Raw genomic sequence first — 14,867 nt, forward strand, 5'->3', positions numbered from 1 at the left:
GCGAAACGGCTCACGCTGTTTCGCATCCGCTCCTCCCTGCCGGCTGTATAAGGTCACATAGCTGCGGCATACTCGGTCGCCTAATTGCCCGGATCCCGCTATGCGCTCATTCGCCCCTCTTGCTCCCCTTGCCTTGACCCTGTTGCTGGCCGCGTGTGGCGACGGCGAATCGCTGTTGCCGCCGGATGCGCGCCTGCCCGACGGCGGCCGCTATCGCGGTGAACTGGTCGATGGCTTGCTGCAAGGTCAGGGCCGGGTCGACTACCCCAACGGCAGCTGGTACGCCGGGGCGTTCGACAAGGGGCAATGGCATGGCCAGGGCGAATGGCATGGCAGCAATGGCGAGGTCTATCGCGGCAACTTCCAGCAAGGGCTGTTCGACGGCCAAGGCACATTGACCACCACGGCAGGCAGCTACACCGGCGGTTTCAAGCAGGGTCGGCGCGAAGGCGAAGGCACCCTCAAAGAAAACGCGATGACCTATCGCGGCGAGTTCAAAGCCGACCAGTATTCCGGACTTGGCCGGCTGGAGCTGGATGACGGCAGTTCCTATCAAGGCCAGTTTGCCCACGGCAAACCCAACGGCGAAGGCCAGCGCGGCGATGCCAGCGGCAATCAGTTCACCGGCCACTTCGTCAATGGCCAGCTCGAAGGCAACGGCACCTTCAACAGTGCCGACGGCGACATCTACGTCGGCGGCTTCAAGAACAATCAACTGCACGGCAAGGGCCGCTACGAAAACGCCGACGGCGATGTGTGGCTCGGGCAGTTCAAGGAGGGCGCGCTGACCGGCAAGGGCGAACTGATCGGCGCCGACGGCAGCCACTACATCGGCTACTTCAACGACTGGCGCTTCAGCGGTCAGGGTCGCCTGAACCTATCCGATGGCAGTTTCTACATCGGCGGATTCGACAGCGACAGCTATTCCGGACGCGGCACCTTGGTGCTCACCGATGGCAGCGTGCTCAGCGGCACCTGGATCAACGGCCAGCGGGTACGCGATGCCGACGGCAAATTACTGCCGGACACCCTCGAACTCGGCCTGCTGGCCCAGGGTCGCCTGCTTGATGAAGCGCTGGCCAATGTACCGGCCTCGACCCCGGCAGTGGAGCTGTACACCCTGACCCTCGGCGGCGACGGCAAGCAGAGCGTGTTCCTGCGCGAATCCGATTACGTGGCCAACATGCTCACCAGCCGTTTCGGCGCGTTTGGCCAGATTCGCCTGGTCAACCATCGCGACCACCTCGGCGACCGGCCGATGGCCACTCGCGAGAACCTGCGCCGCGCAGCCCTGACCCTGGCCGAACGCAGCGGTCCGGAAGATCTGGTTTTCATTTACCTGACCAGCCACGGCACTGCCGAACACGAGCTGGTGCTCGACCAACCGCGGATGGAGCTGGCCGACCTGCCCGCCGACGAACTCGCCGCCGTGCTCGCACCGCTGAAGAACCGCGACAAGATCATTGTCATTTCCTCGTGCTATTCCGGGGGCTTCATTCCGGCGTTGAAGGATGAACGCACGCTGATCATGACCGCCTCGCGCGCCGATCGCGTGTCGTTCGGCTGCTCCGAGGAGGCCAACTTCACCTACTTCGGCGATGCCCTGTTTGCACAGGCGCTGAACCAGACCGACGACCTGGAACAAGCCTTCAAACTGGCCAAGGCCACCGTCGCCGAGCGCGAACTGGCGGACAATTTCGAAGCCTCTGAACCGCAGATCTGGGCGCCGAAAACCGTGCTGGCGCACTGGCAACTGCTGCGTAAACAGCAAGCGAGAAAAGCCTTGCAAAGTGCTGCGTTGAACGACGGAGCGACAAAGAGCAACTAAGCTGAACAGTATCAAGGGAGAGACACTATGTACTTGACGCCTCAGCATGTCTTGCTTGCCGGAGCCACCGGATTAACCGGTGAACATCTGCTCGACCGTCTGCTCAACGAGCCGACGATCAGCCGCGTCCTTGCCCCCTCACGCCGGCCGCTGGCGGAACATCCGCATCTGGAAAACCCGGTCGGCGATCCACAGACGTTCCTTCCACAACTGGCCGGCCGGGTCGACATCGCGTATTGCTGCCTCGGCACCACCATCAAACAGGCTGGCTCTGAAGAGGCGTTTCGCGCCGTGGATCTGGACATGGTGGTGGCGTTCGCCAAGCGCGCCCGGGAAATGGGCGCAAGGCACCTGATCGTGATCAGCGCCCTGGGGGCCGATCGTCGGTCCTCGATTTTCTACAACCGGGTCAAAGGCGAGATGGAATACGCGTTGCGCGCGCAGGACTGGCCGCAACTGACCATCTGCCGGCCATCGCTGTTGCTTGGCGAACGCAGCGAGCCCCGTCTGGGCGAACAGCTTGCCGCGCCATTCTCCAAATTGATTCCCGGCAAATACCGCGGTATCGAAGCCTGCCAACTGGCCCGCGCCATGTGGCGGTTGGCGCTTGAGGAACAGGACGGAGTGCGGATCGTCGAGTCAGATGAATTGAGAAAGCTCGGCAAGTAAAAACAAAAAATCGCAGCCATCGGCTGCGATCTTTTTAGAGCCCGCCTGTCGCCTGAAAGCCTACGCCGATCACTGTCAGCAACGACAACGGCAACAGCAGCGTATCGAGCAACGCGCTGGCCGGCAGATCCACACCGGGATAGCTAGGTGCCTCGGCGCCAAACCGGTCCATCGCACAACACCCGCCATTCATCGCATACAGATCCAGCCGTGTGCCGGAATACACCACCGGCGCGCCGGGCTTGGCGGCATCCAGCGTGCGCGCGGTGGCGCAGCCGGTCAGTTGCAGGGCCAGCGCCATCAGCAACACAGCAGCCAGCAGCTTATTCATCGCTGCTCAGATGGTGTTCGCCCCAGCGCGGCAGCATGTCCTGGGGAATGCCCAGCAGATTGAGAATCCGCGCCACCACGAAATCGATCAGGTCATCAATCGTCTGTGGTTGGTGATAGAAACCCGGTGAGGCCGGCAGGATGGTCACGCCCATGTTCGACAACTTGAGCATGTGTTCCAGATGAATGCTCGAATACGGCGCTTCGCGCGGCACCAGAATCAACTGGCGACGTTCCTTCAACGTCACGTCCGCCGCCCGTTCGATCAGGTTGTTGCAGGCGCCGGTGGCAATGGCCGACAAGGTGCCGGTCGAGCATGGCACCACCACCATGGCGGCCGGGGCGCCGGAACCCGAGGCCACCGGTGACATCCAGTCTTCCTTGCCGTACACGCGGATCTGCCCGGCAGCCGCGCCGGTGTATTCGGTGAGGAACGCCTGCATCATTTGCGGCTTGGCCGGCAACGCCACGTCGGTCTCGGTGGCCATCACCAATTGCGCAGCCTTGGAGATCAGGAAGTGCACCTCGCGATCCTCGCGCACCAGGCAATCCAGCAGGCGCAAGCCGTACTGGGCGCCGGACGCGCCGGTCATCGCCAGTGTGATGCGTTCTGGGCCGTTGCTGTTCATTTCAACGCCTCGGCGAGTTTGCCGTGCAGGCCGCCGAAGCCGCCGTTGCTCATGATCACCACGTGAGTGCCGGGCTGAGCCTGGCTCTTCACGCGCTCAATGATGCCTTCCAGCGAATCACTGACGATCGACGGCACGGTGCACAACGCGGCGGTGCCTGCCAGATCCCAACCGAGGTTGGCCGGGGCGTACCAGATCACTTGATCGGCATCGACCACGCTGTCCGGCAGACCGTCACGGTGGGCGCCGAGCTTCATCGAGTTGGAGCGCGGCTCGATGATCGCGATCAGCGGCGCATCGCCGATACGTTTGCGCAGGCCATCAAGGGTGGTGGCAATCGCGGTCGGGTGGTGGGCGAAGTCATCGTAGATGGTGATTTCCCGAACTTCCGCGACTTTCTCCATCCGGCGTTTCACGCTCTTGAACGCGCTCAACCCGGCGATGCCCATCGACGGTACAACGCCGACATGACGCGCCGCGGCCAGAGTGGCCAGGGCGTTGGCAACGTTGTGCTGACCGGTCAACTCCCACTCGACCACGCCTTGGGACACGCCTTCGAACATCACTTCAAACGCCGAGCCGTCGTCCTTCAGCAACTTGACCTGCCACTGACCGCCGGCACCGGTGGTTTGCACCGGGGTCCAGCAGCCCATCTCGATCACACGTTGCAGGGCCGGTTCGGTGGTCGGATGGATCACCAGACCTTCGCTCGGAATGGTCCGCACCAAGTGGTGGAACTGCCGCTCGATGGCCGGCAGATCAGGGAAGATGTCGGCATGATCGAACTCAAGGTTGTTAAGGATCGCCGTGCGCGGACGGTAGTGGACAAACTTCGATCGCTTGTCGAAGAACGCGCTGTCGTATTCGTCAGCCTCGATCACGAAGAACGGCGTACCACCCAGACGTGCCGACACCGAGAAGTTCTGCGGCACGCCGCCGATCAGGAAGCCCGGGCTCATGCCGGCGTGTTCCAGTACCCAGGCGAGCATGCTGCTGGTGGTGGTCTTGCCGTGCGTACCGGCAACCGCCAGCACCCAGCGACCTTGCAGCACATGGTCGGCCAGCCATTGCGGGCCGGAAACGTACGGCAGGCCTTTGTTCAGCACATATTCCACTGCCGGATTGCCGCGGGACATGGCGTTGCCGATCACCACCAGATCCGGTGCCGGATCAAGCTGCGCCGGGTCGTAGCCCTGGGTCAACTGAATGCCCTGAGCTTCGAGCTGGGTGCTCATCGGCGGATAGACGTTGGCATCGGAGCCCGTCACGTGATGGCCCAGCTCTTTGGCCAGAACCGCCATCGAGCCCATGAAAGTCCCGCAGATACCCAGAATATGAATGTGCATAGTCGACCTCGTAAAACATGGCCGCAGGGTAGCCCAGGCAGGGGAAAACCGCATCCTCGTTTTCGGTGGCTCAAGCGGTTCGGGCAATCCCGTGCTTGCGCAGCTTTCTATAGAGCGTATTGCGGCTGACGCCCAGTTGCTGCGCCGTGAGGGTCATGTGCCAGCGCGAGTGTTCCAGCGCATTGAGCAACGCCAGTCGCTCGGCATCTTCCAGCGGTTGTGCGGATGACGCTTCATCGGCTTTTACCAACAGTGGCTGAACCTGCCGAAACATCGCGGGCAGATCATCCAGCCCGATCCGCCCTTCATCGCACAACGCCGCCAGCGTGCGCAGCACATTGCGCAACTGCCGCACATTGCCCGGCCAGTTGAACCGCAGCAACGCCTGGCGCGCCGGTTCTTCGATCAGAATCGTTTCCCCGCCCGCCTCTTCGGCCAGCAGAAAATCGAGCAGCTGCGATTTGTCACTGCGCTCGCGCAATGGTGGCAGCGCCACTTCCAGCCCGTTGAGCCGGTAGTAAAGGTCTTCACGGAAACTGCCATCGCCGACCCGTTCCAGCAGATTGCGGTGGGTGGCGCTGATGATCCGCACGTTGACCGCTTCCGGCTCGCCGCCAATCGGCACCACTTGCCGGTCTTCCAGCACCCGCAGCAGACGGGTTTGCAGAGCCAGCGGCATGTCGCCGATTTCATCGAGGAACAGCGTGCCGCCATCGGCCTGCTGCAACTTGCCGCGCATACCGTCCTTGCGCGCGCCGGTGAAGCTGCCGCCGCGATAGCCGAACAGTTCGCTCTCGATCAGGCTTTCGGGAATCGCCGCGCAGTTGAGGGCAACGAAGGCTTTGCCGGCACGTTGACTGGCGTTATGCACAGCCTTGGCGAACGCTTCCTTGCCGGAGCCGGTTTCACCATTGATCAGCAGCGGAACGTCACGCTCGAACACCCGCAGCGACTTGCGGAAATCCGCCTGCAACGCCGCATCCCCCAGGCAAATCCCGGCAAGACGCGGCGCTTCCACAGGCGCGGGAGCTGGCGCGACCGGCAGCGGCCGGCGGGTCTCACCGCGCAGCACCGCAAACAGATGCCGCCCGTCACGGGTGCGCAGCGGCCAACTGGCGCTGGCATTGGCACTGGCACGCCCGAGCAACTCATCCAGCGAACAATCGAAAAACGCCTCCACCGGTTTGCCCAGCAAACCACCGCGAATATGGCCGAGCAGGTTCAAGGCACTCTGATTGACCGCACTGATCCGCCCTTCCCCGTCAAACGCCAGCAACCCTTCGCTGAACAGCCCGACGGACTCGGCCTGAAGATGGAATCGCAACAGCCATTGGTTATCGAAACAGCGCAGGAAATAACAGCTCTCGATCATCTTCGCCGACAAATTGACCAGCGCCATGGTGTGGAACTGGCTCTGCCGCGAGACGTCAGGCCGGGCCGAGGAAACATCAAGCACCGCCAGCAGTTCGCCGTGCGGGTCGAACACCGGGCTCGCCGAGCAGGTCAGGCCGGTATGGCGGCCGCGAAAGTGTTCATCCTGATGAATCGTCAGGGCCTGACGTTCAACGAGGCAAGTGCCGATCCCGTTGGTGCCCTCGCAGGCCTCGCTCCAGTCGGAGCCCAGCCACAGGCCGGCGCGTTCGAAAATCTTGCGTTCGGCGGGGGCGGTGACGCAGTTGAGGATCACCCCGCGTGCGTCGGTCAGCAGTACCGCATGGCCGGCGCCGGAGAGTTGTTGATGCAGGCTGCTCATTTCATTGCCGGCGATCTGCAACACCTGTTGCAGCCGTTCGCGGCTTTCGAGGACACGACCGTGTTCTAGCACGGTCGGCGCCATGGTCAGGGCCGGGTCGAGGTGATAGTCCTCAAGACAACGCAGCCACGAGCGGGCAATCGACGGGTCGGCACCGGGGCCATGCAGGTGCGGCTTGCCCTGGGTGACGGTGAGAACCTGTTGGGCATGGCGACTCAAATGGTTGTCGTGCATTTCTTATTATTCTCCCCGAGGCTCATCGGCCCATGCGTGAAGTGGTGCCCAGCATCCTCCAGCCAACCGGTCTTTGCAATGCTGGCAAGACCGCCCGGTCACGGGTTGTGCCAGAAGCGGTACAAACTGTCACCCAGGCTGTACCAATACCGCCACAGACGCTTGCCACTTGTCCGACACAAATCTCGCAAAGCCTTGATTTGCCTGACCTGCACGGCAGTGGCCCGACCTTTGCTCTACGCTTATAGCAAGCGCTCATGCGCGTCTCTCTGATAAGTACAACAGCCAAGGAGAACATCATGCGTTACGCTCACCCCGGTACTGAAGGCGCCAAAGTCTCGTTCAAGAGCAAGTACGGTAACTACATCGGCGGCGAGTTCGTCGCGCCTGTCAAAGGTCAGTACTTCACCAACACCTCGCCAGTAAATGGCCAGCCAATTGCCGAATTCCCGCGTTCCACGGCCGAAGACATCGAAAAAGCTCTGGACGCCGCCCATGCCGCTGCCGATGCCTGGGGCTCGACTTCCGCCCAGGCCCGTTCGCTGATCCTGCTGAAAATCGCCGACCGCATCGAACAGAACCTCGAAACCCTGGCGATCACCGAAACCTGGGACAACGGCAAAGCCATCCGCGAAACCCTCAACGCCGACATCCCGCTGGCCGCCGACCACTTCCGTTACTTCGCCGGGTGTCTGCGCGCCCAGGAAGGCAGTGCTGCCGAGATCGACGGCAATACCGTCGCCTATCACATTCATGAACCGCTAGGTGTGGTCGGCCAGATCATCCCGTGGAACTTCCCGATCCTGATGGCCGCGTGGAAACTCGCCCCGGCCCTGGCCGCCGGCAACTGCGTGGTGCTCAAACCTGCCGAGCAAACCCCGCTGGGCATCAGCGTGCTGCTGGAACTGATCGGCGACCTGCTGCCGCCGGGCGTGCTCAACGTGGTGCAAGGGTTCGGCAAAGAAGCCGGCGAAGCCCTGGCCACCAGCAAACGCATCGCCAAGATCGCCTTCACCGGCTCGACTCCGGTCGGCTCGCACATCATGAAGTGCGCCGCCGAAAACATCATTCCGTCCACCGTTGAGCTGGGCGGCAAGTCGCCGAACATCTTCTTCGAAGACATCATGCAGGCCGAGCCAAGCTTCATTGAAAAAGCCGCCGAAGGCCTCGTGCTGGCGTTCTTCAACCAGGGCGAAGTCTGCACCTGCCCTTCCCGCGCACTGGTTCAGGAGTCGATCTATCCGCAGTTCATGGAAGCGGTGATGATGAAGGTCAGCCAGATCAAACGTGGCGACCCGCTCGACACCGACACCATGGTCGGCGCCCAGGCGTCCGAGCAGCAATTCGACAAGATCCTTTCGTACCTGGAAATCGCCAAGGGCGAAGGTGCCGAGCTGCTGACCGGCGGCAAGGTGGAAAAACTCGAAGGCAACCTGGCTTCCGGTTACTACATCCAGCCGACCCTGCTCAAGGGCACCAACAAAATGCGTGTGTTCCAGGAAGAAATCTTCGGCCCGGTGGTGAGCATCACCACGTTCAAGGACGAAGCCGAAGCCCTGGCGATCGCCAACGATACCGAGTTCGGCCTGGGCGCCGGCCTCTGGACCCGCGACATCAACCGCGCCTATCGCATGGGCCGCGCCATCAAGGCGGGTCGCGTGTGGACCAACTGCTACCACCTGTACCCGGCGCACGCCGCGTTCGGCGGGTACAAGAAGTCCGGCGTCGGCCGTGAAACCCACAAGATGATGCTCGACCACTACCAGCAGACCAAAAACCTGCTGGTGAGCTACGACATCAACCCGCTGGGCTTCTTCTAAAAAACCGGGCGACACCGAACTATCGATGTCGCCCTTTTAATCCCGATGACAATCCTTGGCCTGGCCGCTCTGGCACGGGCCTTGCGTACCCGTCATTCAGGATTTGCCTGAACACTGCCGCTGCGTGAACAGCATCCACCCACTCAACCGCTGCACCCGAAAGTCCAACAGATCGAACAATAAAAAAGACAGAGAGGACTTATGACTTCCACCACACAGCTCAAACCCACACTCGGCACCCTGCACCTCTGGGGCATTGCCGTCGGCCTGGTGATCTCCGGCGAATACTTCGGCTGGAGTTACGGCTGGGGCACAGCGGGAACCCTGGGTTTCCTGGTCACGGCCCTGATGGTCGCGACCATGTACACCTGCTTTATCTTCAGTTTCACCGAGCTGACCACCGCGATTCCCCACGCGGGCGGGCCGTTTGCCTACAGCCGTCGGGCGTTCGGCGAGAAAGGCGGATTGATCGCCGGCATCGCCACCCTGATCGAATTCGTGTTTGCCCCGCCCGCCATTGCCATGGCCATCGGCGCCTATCTGAATGTGCAATATCCGGGGCTCGATCCCAAACTCGCGGCGGTCGGCGCGTATTTCGTGTTCATGACCCTGAACATCCTTGGCGTCAGCATCGCCGCGACCTTTGAGCTGGTGGTGACCGTGCTCGCCGTCGCCGAACTGCTGGTGTTCATGGGCGTGGTCGCGCCGGGCTTCAGCTTCAGCAACTTCGTTTTGAACGGCTGGTCAGGCGCCAATGAATTCACGATGGGTTCGATTCCGGGCATTTTCGCGGCGATTCCCTTCGCGATCTGGTTCTTCCTCGCCATCGAAGGCGCAGCCATGGCGGCCGAGGAAGCCAAGGACCCGAAACGCACGATTCCACGGGCCTACGTCAGTGGCATCCTGACCCTGGTGTTCCTGGCCATCGGCGTGATGGTGATGGCCGGCGGCGTCGGCGACTGGCGCCAACTGTCGAACATCAACGACCCGCTGCCGCAGGCGATGAAAGCGGTGGTCGGCAACAACTCGACCTGGATGCACATGCTGGTCTGGATCGGCCTGTTCGGGCTGGTGGCGAGTTTCCACGGGATCATCCTCGGCTACTCGCGGCAGTTCTTCGCCCTGGCCCGGGCCGGTTATCTGCCCAAAGGCCTGGCCAAGCTCTCGCGTTTCCAAACCCCGCACCGGGCGATCCTGGCCGGCGGCGTGGTCGGCATCGCGGCGATCTACAGCGACGGCCTGGTCAATCTGCAAGGCATGACCCTGACGGCGGCGATGATCACCATGTCGGTGTTCGGCGCCATCGTGATGTACATCATCAGCATGCTCAGCCTGTTCAAACTGCGTAAAACCGAGCCGAACCTGGAACGCACCTTCCGCGCACCGGGCTATCCGGTGGTGCCGGCCATCGCGCTGTTCCTGGCCGTAGTGTGTCTGGTGGCGATGGCCTGGTTCAACACGCTGATCGGCTGTGTGTTCCTGGGTTTCATGGCCGCCGGCTACCTGTACTTCCAGTTGACCGCCAAGCAACGCTCCGAAGCACCGGCAGACGCTATGCTCGAAGGTATCTAAACGCTAACTGAGCTGCACCGGCATCGGGCCTCGGGCTCGGTGCCCGCACTAAAAGCATTCATTCAGGAGGAACGCGCCCCATGGCCGCATTTGCCCATACCGTCGGCGCCCAGACCTACCGCTTCGACAGCCTCAAGGACGTGATGGCCAAAGCCAGCCCGGCGCGCTCCGGAGACTTCCTGGCGGGGGTCGCCGCGCTTAACGATGGGGAGCGAGTCGCCGCGCAAATGGCGCTGGCCGACATCCCGCTGACACATTTCCTGCAGGAAGCACTGATTCCCTACGAATCCGATGAGGTCACCCGACTGATCATCGACAGCCATGACAAACAGGCCTTCGCAGTCGTCAGCCATCTCACGGTTGGCGGCTTTCGCGACTGGCTTCTGAGCGAAGCGGCCGATGAGCAGAGCCTGCGCGCCCTCGCCCCCGGCCTGACACCGGAAATGGTCGCTGCCGTGTCGAAGATCATGCGCGTGCAGGATCTGGTGCTGGTGGCGCAGAAGATCCGCGTCGTCACCCAATTTCGCGGCACCCTCGGCCTGCGTGGGCGGTTATCCACAAGGCTGCAACCCAATCACCCGACCGACGAACCGTCCGGCATCGCCGCGAGCATTCTCGACGGTCTGCTGTACGGTAACGGCGACGCGATGATCGGCATCAACCCGGCCACCGACAGCATCGCCTCGATCTGCGCAATGCTGGAAATGCTCGACGCGATCATCCAGCGCTACGACATTCCGACCCAGGCCTGCGTGCTGACCCACGTCACCACCTCTATAGAAGCGGTCAACCGTGGTGTGCCGCTGGATCTGGTGTTCCAGTCGATTGCCGGCACCGAAGCGGCCAACGCCAGTTTCGGCATCAACCTGAACATCTTGCAGGAGGGTTATGAAGCGGGCCTGAGCCTCAATCGCGGCACACTCGGGCAGAACCTGATGTATTTCGAAACCGGCCAGGGCAGCGCCCTGTCGGCCAACGCCCACCACGGCGTCGATCAACAGACCTGCGAGACAAGGGCCTACGCCGTGGCGCGGCATTTCAAGCCGTTTCTGGTGAACACCGTCGTGGGATTCATCGGCCCGGAATACCTCTACAACGGCAAACAGATCATCCGCGCCGGCCTCGAAGATCATTTCTGCGGCAAGCTGCTCGGCGTGCCGATGGGCTGCGACATCTGCTACACCAACCACGCCGAAGCCGATCAGGACGACATGGATACCCTGCTGACCCTGCTGGGTGTGGCGGGGATCAACTTCATCATGGGCATCCCCGGCTCCGACGACATCATGCTCAACTACCAGACCACCTCGTTCCACGACGCGCTCTACGCGCGCCAGACCCTGGGCCTGAAACCGGCGCCGGAATTCGAACAGTGGCTGGCGAAGATGGGCATCTTCACCCAGGCGGACGGCAAGGTCCGCTTTGGCAACAACCTGCCGCCGGCCTTCCGCCAGGCCTTGGCGCAACTGGGATGAGTCAGATGGAAAAACCGCCCGTCGATCCGCAAAACCCATGGCTGGAGCTGCGTCGTCTGACCCCGGCGCGCATTGCCCTCGGTCGTACCGGCACCAGTCTGCCGACCCGTGCACAGCTGGATTTCCAGTACGCCCACGCCCAGGCGCGGGACGCCGTGCATTTGCCGTTCGATCACGCCGCGCTGAGTGCTCAACTGAATGAACGCCAGCGTGAAAGTCTGCTGCTGCACAGCGCGGCGGTGGATCGCAACAGCTACCTGCAACGCCCGGATCTGGGGCGCAAGTTGAGCGATCAATCGGCGCAAACTCTGCGCGAATACGCCCAGGCGCATCCGGGCGGTGTGGATCTGGTAATTGTGGTGGCGGACGGTCTCTCGGCGCTGGCGGTGCATCGGCACACCCTGCCGTTTCTCACCCGCCTGGAGGAACAGATGAGCGCCGATGAATGGTCGACTGCACCGGTAGTGCTGGTGGAACAGGGTCGAGTGGCGATTGGCGATGAAATCGGCCAGTTGCTGGGCGCGAAAATGGTCGTGATGCTGATTGGAGAGCGTCCGGGCCTCAGTTCACCGGACAGCCTGGGTTTATATTTCACCTACAATCCAAAGGTCGGCCTCACGGATGCTTACCGCAACTGCATCTCCAATGTGCGGCTGGAAGGGCTCAGCTATGGCATGGCGGCGCATCGCTTGCTGTATCTGATGCGCGAAGCCTGTCGGCGCCAGCTGTCGGGCGTCAATCTGAAGGACGAAGCGCAGGTTCAGACGCTGGAATCGGAAGCCGGTACAGACATGAAGAGTAATTTCCTACTCGATCCGCCCCCAGCCTGAACCGTTTCCGCATTGCCTTTCTGCGCCGGTTTCAGGCAGGATCGATGCACGGCCGCCCGGGTTTCCCATCGCCGTCAGAGCACGTGAAGACAGACACTTGAAGGACGAGACCTACCATGCGGATTATCCAAGCGACCCTCGAACACCTGGATTTGCTGACCCCGTTGTTCGTTAAGTACCGCGAGTTCTACGGCTCCCTGCCCTATCCGGACTCGTCCCGGGCCTTTCTCGAAAAGCGCCTGCGACGCAAGGAATCGGTGATCTACCTGGCCCTGGCCGATGACGACGACAAGAAACTCATGGGCTTCTGCCAGCTCTACCCGAGCTTTTCCTCCCTGTCGCTCAAGCGCGTGTGGATCCTCAACGACATCTACGTCGCCGAAGACGCCCGCCGCCAGCTGGTAGCCGACAACCTGATCCGCACCGCCAAGAAAATGGCCAAGGAAACCCAGGCCGTGCGCATGCGCGTCTCCACCAGTGCCGACAACGAAGTGGCGCAGAAAACCTACGAATCCATCGGATTCAAGGAAGACACCGAGTTCAAGAACTACGTGCTGCCGATCAGCGACGAGCTCTGATCCCGGGGTGTCCTGCGGGGAGGGAGCAGACGCCCTCCCCAAAATGAATCCCAACCCGACATTTATTCACACCGACATCCCCCGCTACAAAACCAACGCGCTTTTCACCTCTCAAACCGTATAATCCCGAGCTTTCCGGCTTGTAAGAAAAACTACACCCGCTTGTAGGCTTACACGAAGTCATCCGCACAGGTCTGCCGAGTCAGGCCGTCACCACAGGTGCCTCCATGGATTTCAACCCGCTCGACCTTATCCTGCATCTCGACGTTTATCTCGACCTGCTGGTGAACAATTACGGGCCATGGATCTACGCCATCCTGTTTCTGGTGATCTTCTGCGAGACCGGTCTGGTGGTAATGCCATTCCTGCCGGGTGATTCCCTGCTGTTCATTGCCGGTGCAGTGGCTGCAGGCGGTGGCATGGACCCGGTATTGCTGGCGGGCCTGCTGATGCTCGCGGCAATCCTGGGCGACAGCACCAACTACGTGATCGGGCGAACGGCCGGTGAAAAACTGTTCAGCAATCCAAATTCGAAGATCTTCCGCCGCGACTATCTGCAACAGACCCACGACTTTTACGACAAACACGGTGGCAAGACTGTAACCCTGGCGCGCTTCCTGCCGATCATCCGCACCTTTGCCCCGTTCGTCGCCGGTGTCGCGAAGATGCCTTACCCGCGCTTCTTCGGGTTCAGCGTGTTCGGTACGGTTCTGTGGGTCGGCGGTCTGGTGACGCTGGGCTACTTCTTCGGCAACGTGCCGTTCATCAAGAAGAACCTGTCGCTGCTGGTGGTCGGCATCATTCTGCTGTCGCTGATTCCGATGATCATCGGCGTGGTTCGCAGCCGTTTCGGCGGCACCAAAGCCCAATCGCACTAAGCCGATGTGGTCGCTGAGCGCCTGGCGCCGCCGGCGCATTCTGGCCAGACACCCGATTGCCGACGAACTGTGGCAGCGGGTGCGCCATCACCTGAGTTTTCTCGATGGCATCACTGCCGCAGAAGACCAGTGGCTGCGCGAAGCCAGCGTGCTGCTCCTCGAAGACAAACACCTGACCGCACTGCCCGGCGTCGAACTGCACCAGGAACAACGCCTGCTGCTCGCCGCCCAAGCCCAATTGCCGCTTTTGCATCTCGGCGATCTGAACTGGTATCAGGGTTTCCACGAAATCGTCCTCTACCCCGACGATTTCCTCAGCCCCCAGCGCCATCGCGATGCCAGTGGTGTCGAACATGAGTGGGACGGCGAACACAGCGGCGAAGCCTGGCAGCAAGGGCCGATCATTCTCGCCTGGCCGGGCGTGATGGCCAGTGGTGGCTGGGAAGGCTACAACCTGGTGATCCACGAACTGGCGCACAAACTCGACATGCTCAACGGCGACGCCAACGGCCTGCCACCGCTGCACGCCGACATGCGGGTCAGCGACTGGGCGGAGGTGATGCAGGCGGCCTACGACGACCTCAACCGCCAGCTCGACCGCCATCCCGACGCCGAAACTGCCATCGACCCGTATGCCGCCGAGAACCCGGCCGAATTCTTCGCCGTTACCAGCGAGTACTTCTTCAGCGCTCCGGATCTGCTGCACGAGGCTTATCCACAGGTGTATGCGCAGTTGCAGCTTTTCTACCGCCAGGATCCGTTGGCGCGTCTGAAGCAACTTCAGGCCACCGACCCGGTCTATCAGGCTCACGAGTAAAGGTCTGCACGACTTCCGGTACGTGGCGTCCACGGCAGAATATGCCTATAATCGCCGCCACTTTTTGGTCAATCCGGCCAAGTGTTTTTGGTCAACTAACGGGGGCAA

13 protein-coding genes are annotated in these 14,867 nt (G+C 61.8%); 9 read left to right on the forward strand and 4 right to left on the reverse strand.

Features of this window, described 5'->3' with window-relative positions; genetic code table 11:
* The first annotated feature begins 100 nt into the window (after positions 1-100).
* The gene (locus tag JKA62_RS17145) at positions 101-1,828 is read left to right on the forward strand and encodes a C13 family peptidase (RefSeq protein WP_201818751.1); all 1,728 of its coding nucleotides are present in this window, start codon (positions 101-103) and stop codon (positions 1,826-1,828) included.
* 27 nt (positions 1,829-1,855) lie between these two features.
* Positions 1,856-2,497 (forward strand): oxidoreductase, encoded by a 642-nt coding sequence (locus tag JKA62_RS17150; RefSeq protein ID WP_011336110.1) that lies wholly within the window; start codon positions 1,856-1,858, stop codon positions 2,495-2,497.
* A gap of 34 nt (positions 2,498-2,531) precedes the next feature.
* On the opposite strand, the gene JKA62_RS17155 is transcribed toward JKA62_RS17150, so the two are convergent.
* The 4 genes from JKA62_RS17155 to JKA62_RS17170 all read right to left on the reverse strand — a co-directional run bounded on the left by JKA62_RS17155 (position 2,532) and on the right by JKA62_RS17170 (position 6,789).
* Positions 2,532-2,828 carry a YceK/YidQ family lipoprotein gene (locus JKA62_RS17155; RefSeq protein ID WP_011336111.1) on the reverse strand — a complete coding sequence of 99 codons (297 nt, stop codon included), beginning with the start codon at positions 2,826-2,828 and terminating at the stop codon, positions 2,532-2,534.
* Complete coding sequence (gene ubiX, locus JKA62_RS17160) at positions 2,821-3,456, reverse strand: flavin prenyltransferase UbiX (protein WP_201818753.1); 636 nt, start codon at positions 3,454-3,456, stop codon at positions 2,821-2,823. The genes JKA62_RS17155 and ubiX overlap by 8 nt, the downstream gene beginning before the upstream one ends.
* Positions 3,453-4,802: a UDP-N-acetylmuramate:L-alanyl-gamma-D-glutamyl-meso-diaminopimelate ligase gene (gene mpl, locus JKA62_RS17165; protein WP_201818755.1), complete on the reverse strand. Its 1,350-nt coding sequence runs from the start codon at positions 4,800-4,802 to the stop codon at positions 3,453-3,455. The genes ubiX and mpl overlap by 4 nt, the downstream gene beginning before the upstream one ends.
* A 70-nt stretch (positions 4,803-4,872) precedes the next feature.
* Positions 4,873-6,789 (reverse strand): sigma-54-dependent Fis family transcriptional regulator, encoded by a 1,917-nt coding sequence (locus tag JKA62_RS17170; RefSeq protein ID WP_201818757.1) that lies wholly within the window; start codon positions 6,787-6,789, stop codon positions 4,873-4,875.
* 299 nt (positions 6,790-7,088) lie between these two features.
* Here JKA62_RS17170 and exaC point away from each other — a divergent pair, with 299 nt between their 5' ends.
* The 7 genes from exaC (at position 7,089) to JKA62_RS17205 (ending at position 14,759) form a co-directional block, all read left to right on the forward strand.
* On the forward strand, positions 7,089-8,609 hold the full coding sequence (gene exaC, locus JKA62_RS17175; RefSeq protein ID WP_201818758.1) for an acetaldehyde dehydrogenase ExaC: 1,521 nt from the start codon (positions 7,089-7,091) through the stop codon (positions 8,607-8,609).
* 201 nt (positions 8,610-8,810) lie between these two features.
* The gene (eat, locus tag JKA62_RS17180) at positions 8,811-10,181 is read left to right on the forward strand and encodes an ethanolamine permease (protein WP_011336115.1); all 1,371 of its coding nucleotides are present in this window, start codon (positions 8,811-8,813) and stop codon (positions 10,179-10,181) included.
* A gap of 80 nt (positions 10,182-10,261) precedes the next feature.
* On the forward strand, positions 10,262-11,656 hold the full coding sequence (locus JKA62_RS17185) for an ethanolamine ammonia-lyase subunit EutB (RefSeq protein ID WP_201818760.1): 1,395 nt from the start codon (positions 10,262-10,264) through the stop codon (positions 11,654-11,656).
* Positions 11,653-12,486 (forward strand): ethanolamine ammonia-lyase subunit EutC, encoded by an 834-nt coding sequence (eutC, locus tag JKA62_RS17190; RefSeq protein ID WP_373423147.1) that lies wholly within the window; start codon positions 11,653-11,655, stop codon positions 12,484-12,486. The genes JKA62_RS17185 and eutC overlap by 4 nt, the downstream gene beginning before the upstream one ends.
* A gap of 116 nt (positions 12,487-12,602) precedes the next feature.
* Positions 12,603-13,064 carry a GNAT family N-acetyltransferase gene (locus tag JKA62_RS17195; RefSeq protein ID WP_007958617.1) on the forward strand — a complete coding sequence of 154 codons (462 nt, stop codon included), beginning with the start codon at positions 12,603-12,605 and terminating at the stop codon, positions 13,062-13,064.
* Between the two features lie 227 nt (positions 13,065-13,291).
* Positions 13,292-13,942: a DedA family protein gene (locus JKA62_RS17200; RefSeq protein ID WP_011336118.1), complete on the forward strand. Its 651-nt coding sequence runs from the start codon at positions 13,292-13,294 to the stop codon at positions 13,940-13,942.
* 4 nt (positions 13,943-13,946) lie between these two features.
* Positions 13,947-14,759, forward strand: a complete 813-nt coding sequence (locus tag JKA62_RS17205; protein WP_201818762.1) for a zinc-dependent peptidase — start codon at positions 13,947-13,949, stop codon at positions 14,757-14,759.
* Positions 14,760-14,867: the final 108 nt, after the last annotated feature.

The organism is Pseudomonas sp. B7 (assembly GCF_016735645.1).
In the GTDB taxonomy this organism is placed as follows: domain Bacteria; phylum Pseudomonadota; class Gammaproteobacteria; order Pseudomonadales; family Pseudomonadaceae; genus Aquipseudomonas; species Aquipseudomonas glycinae.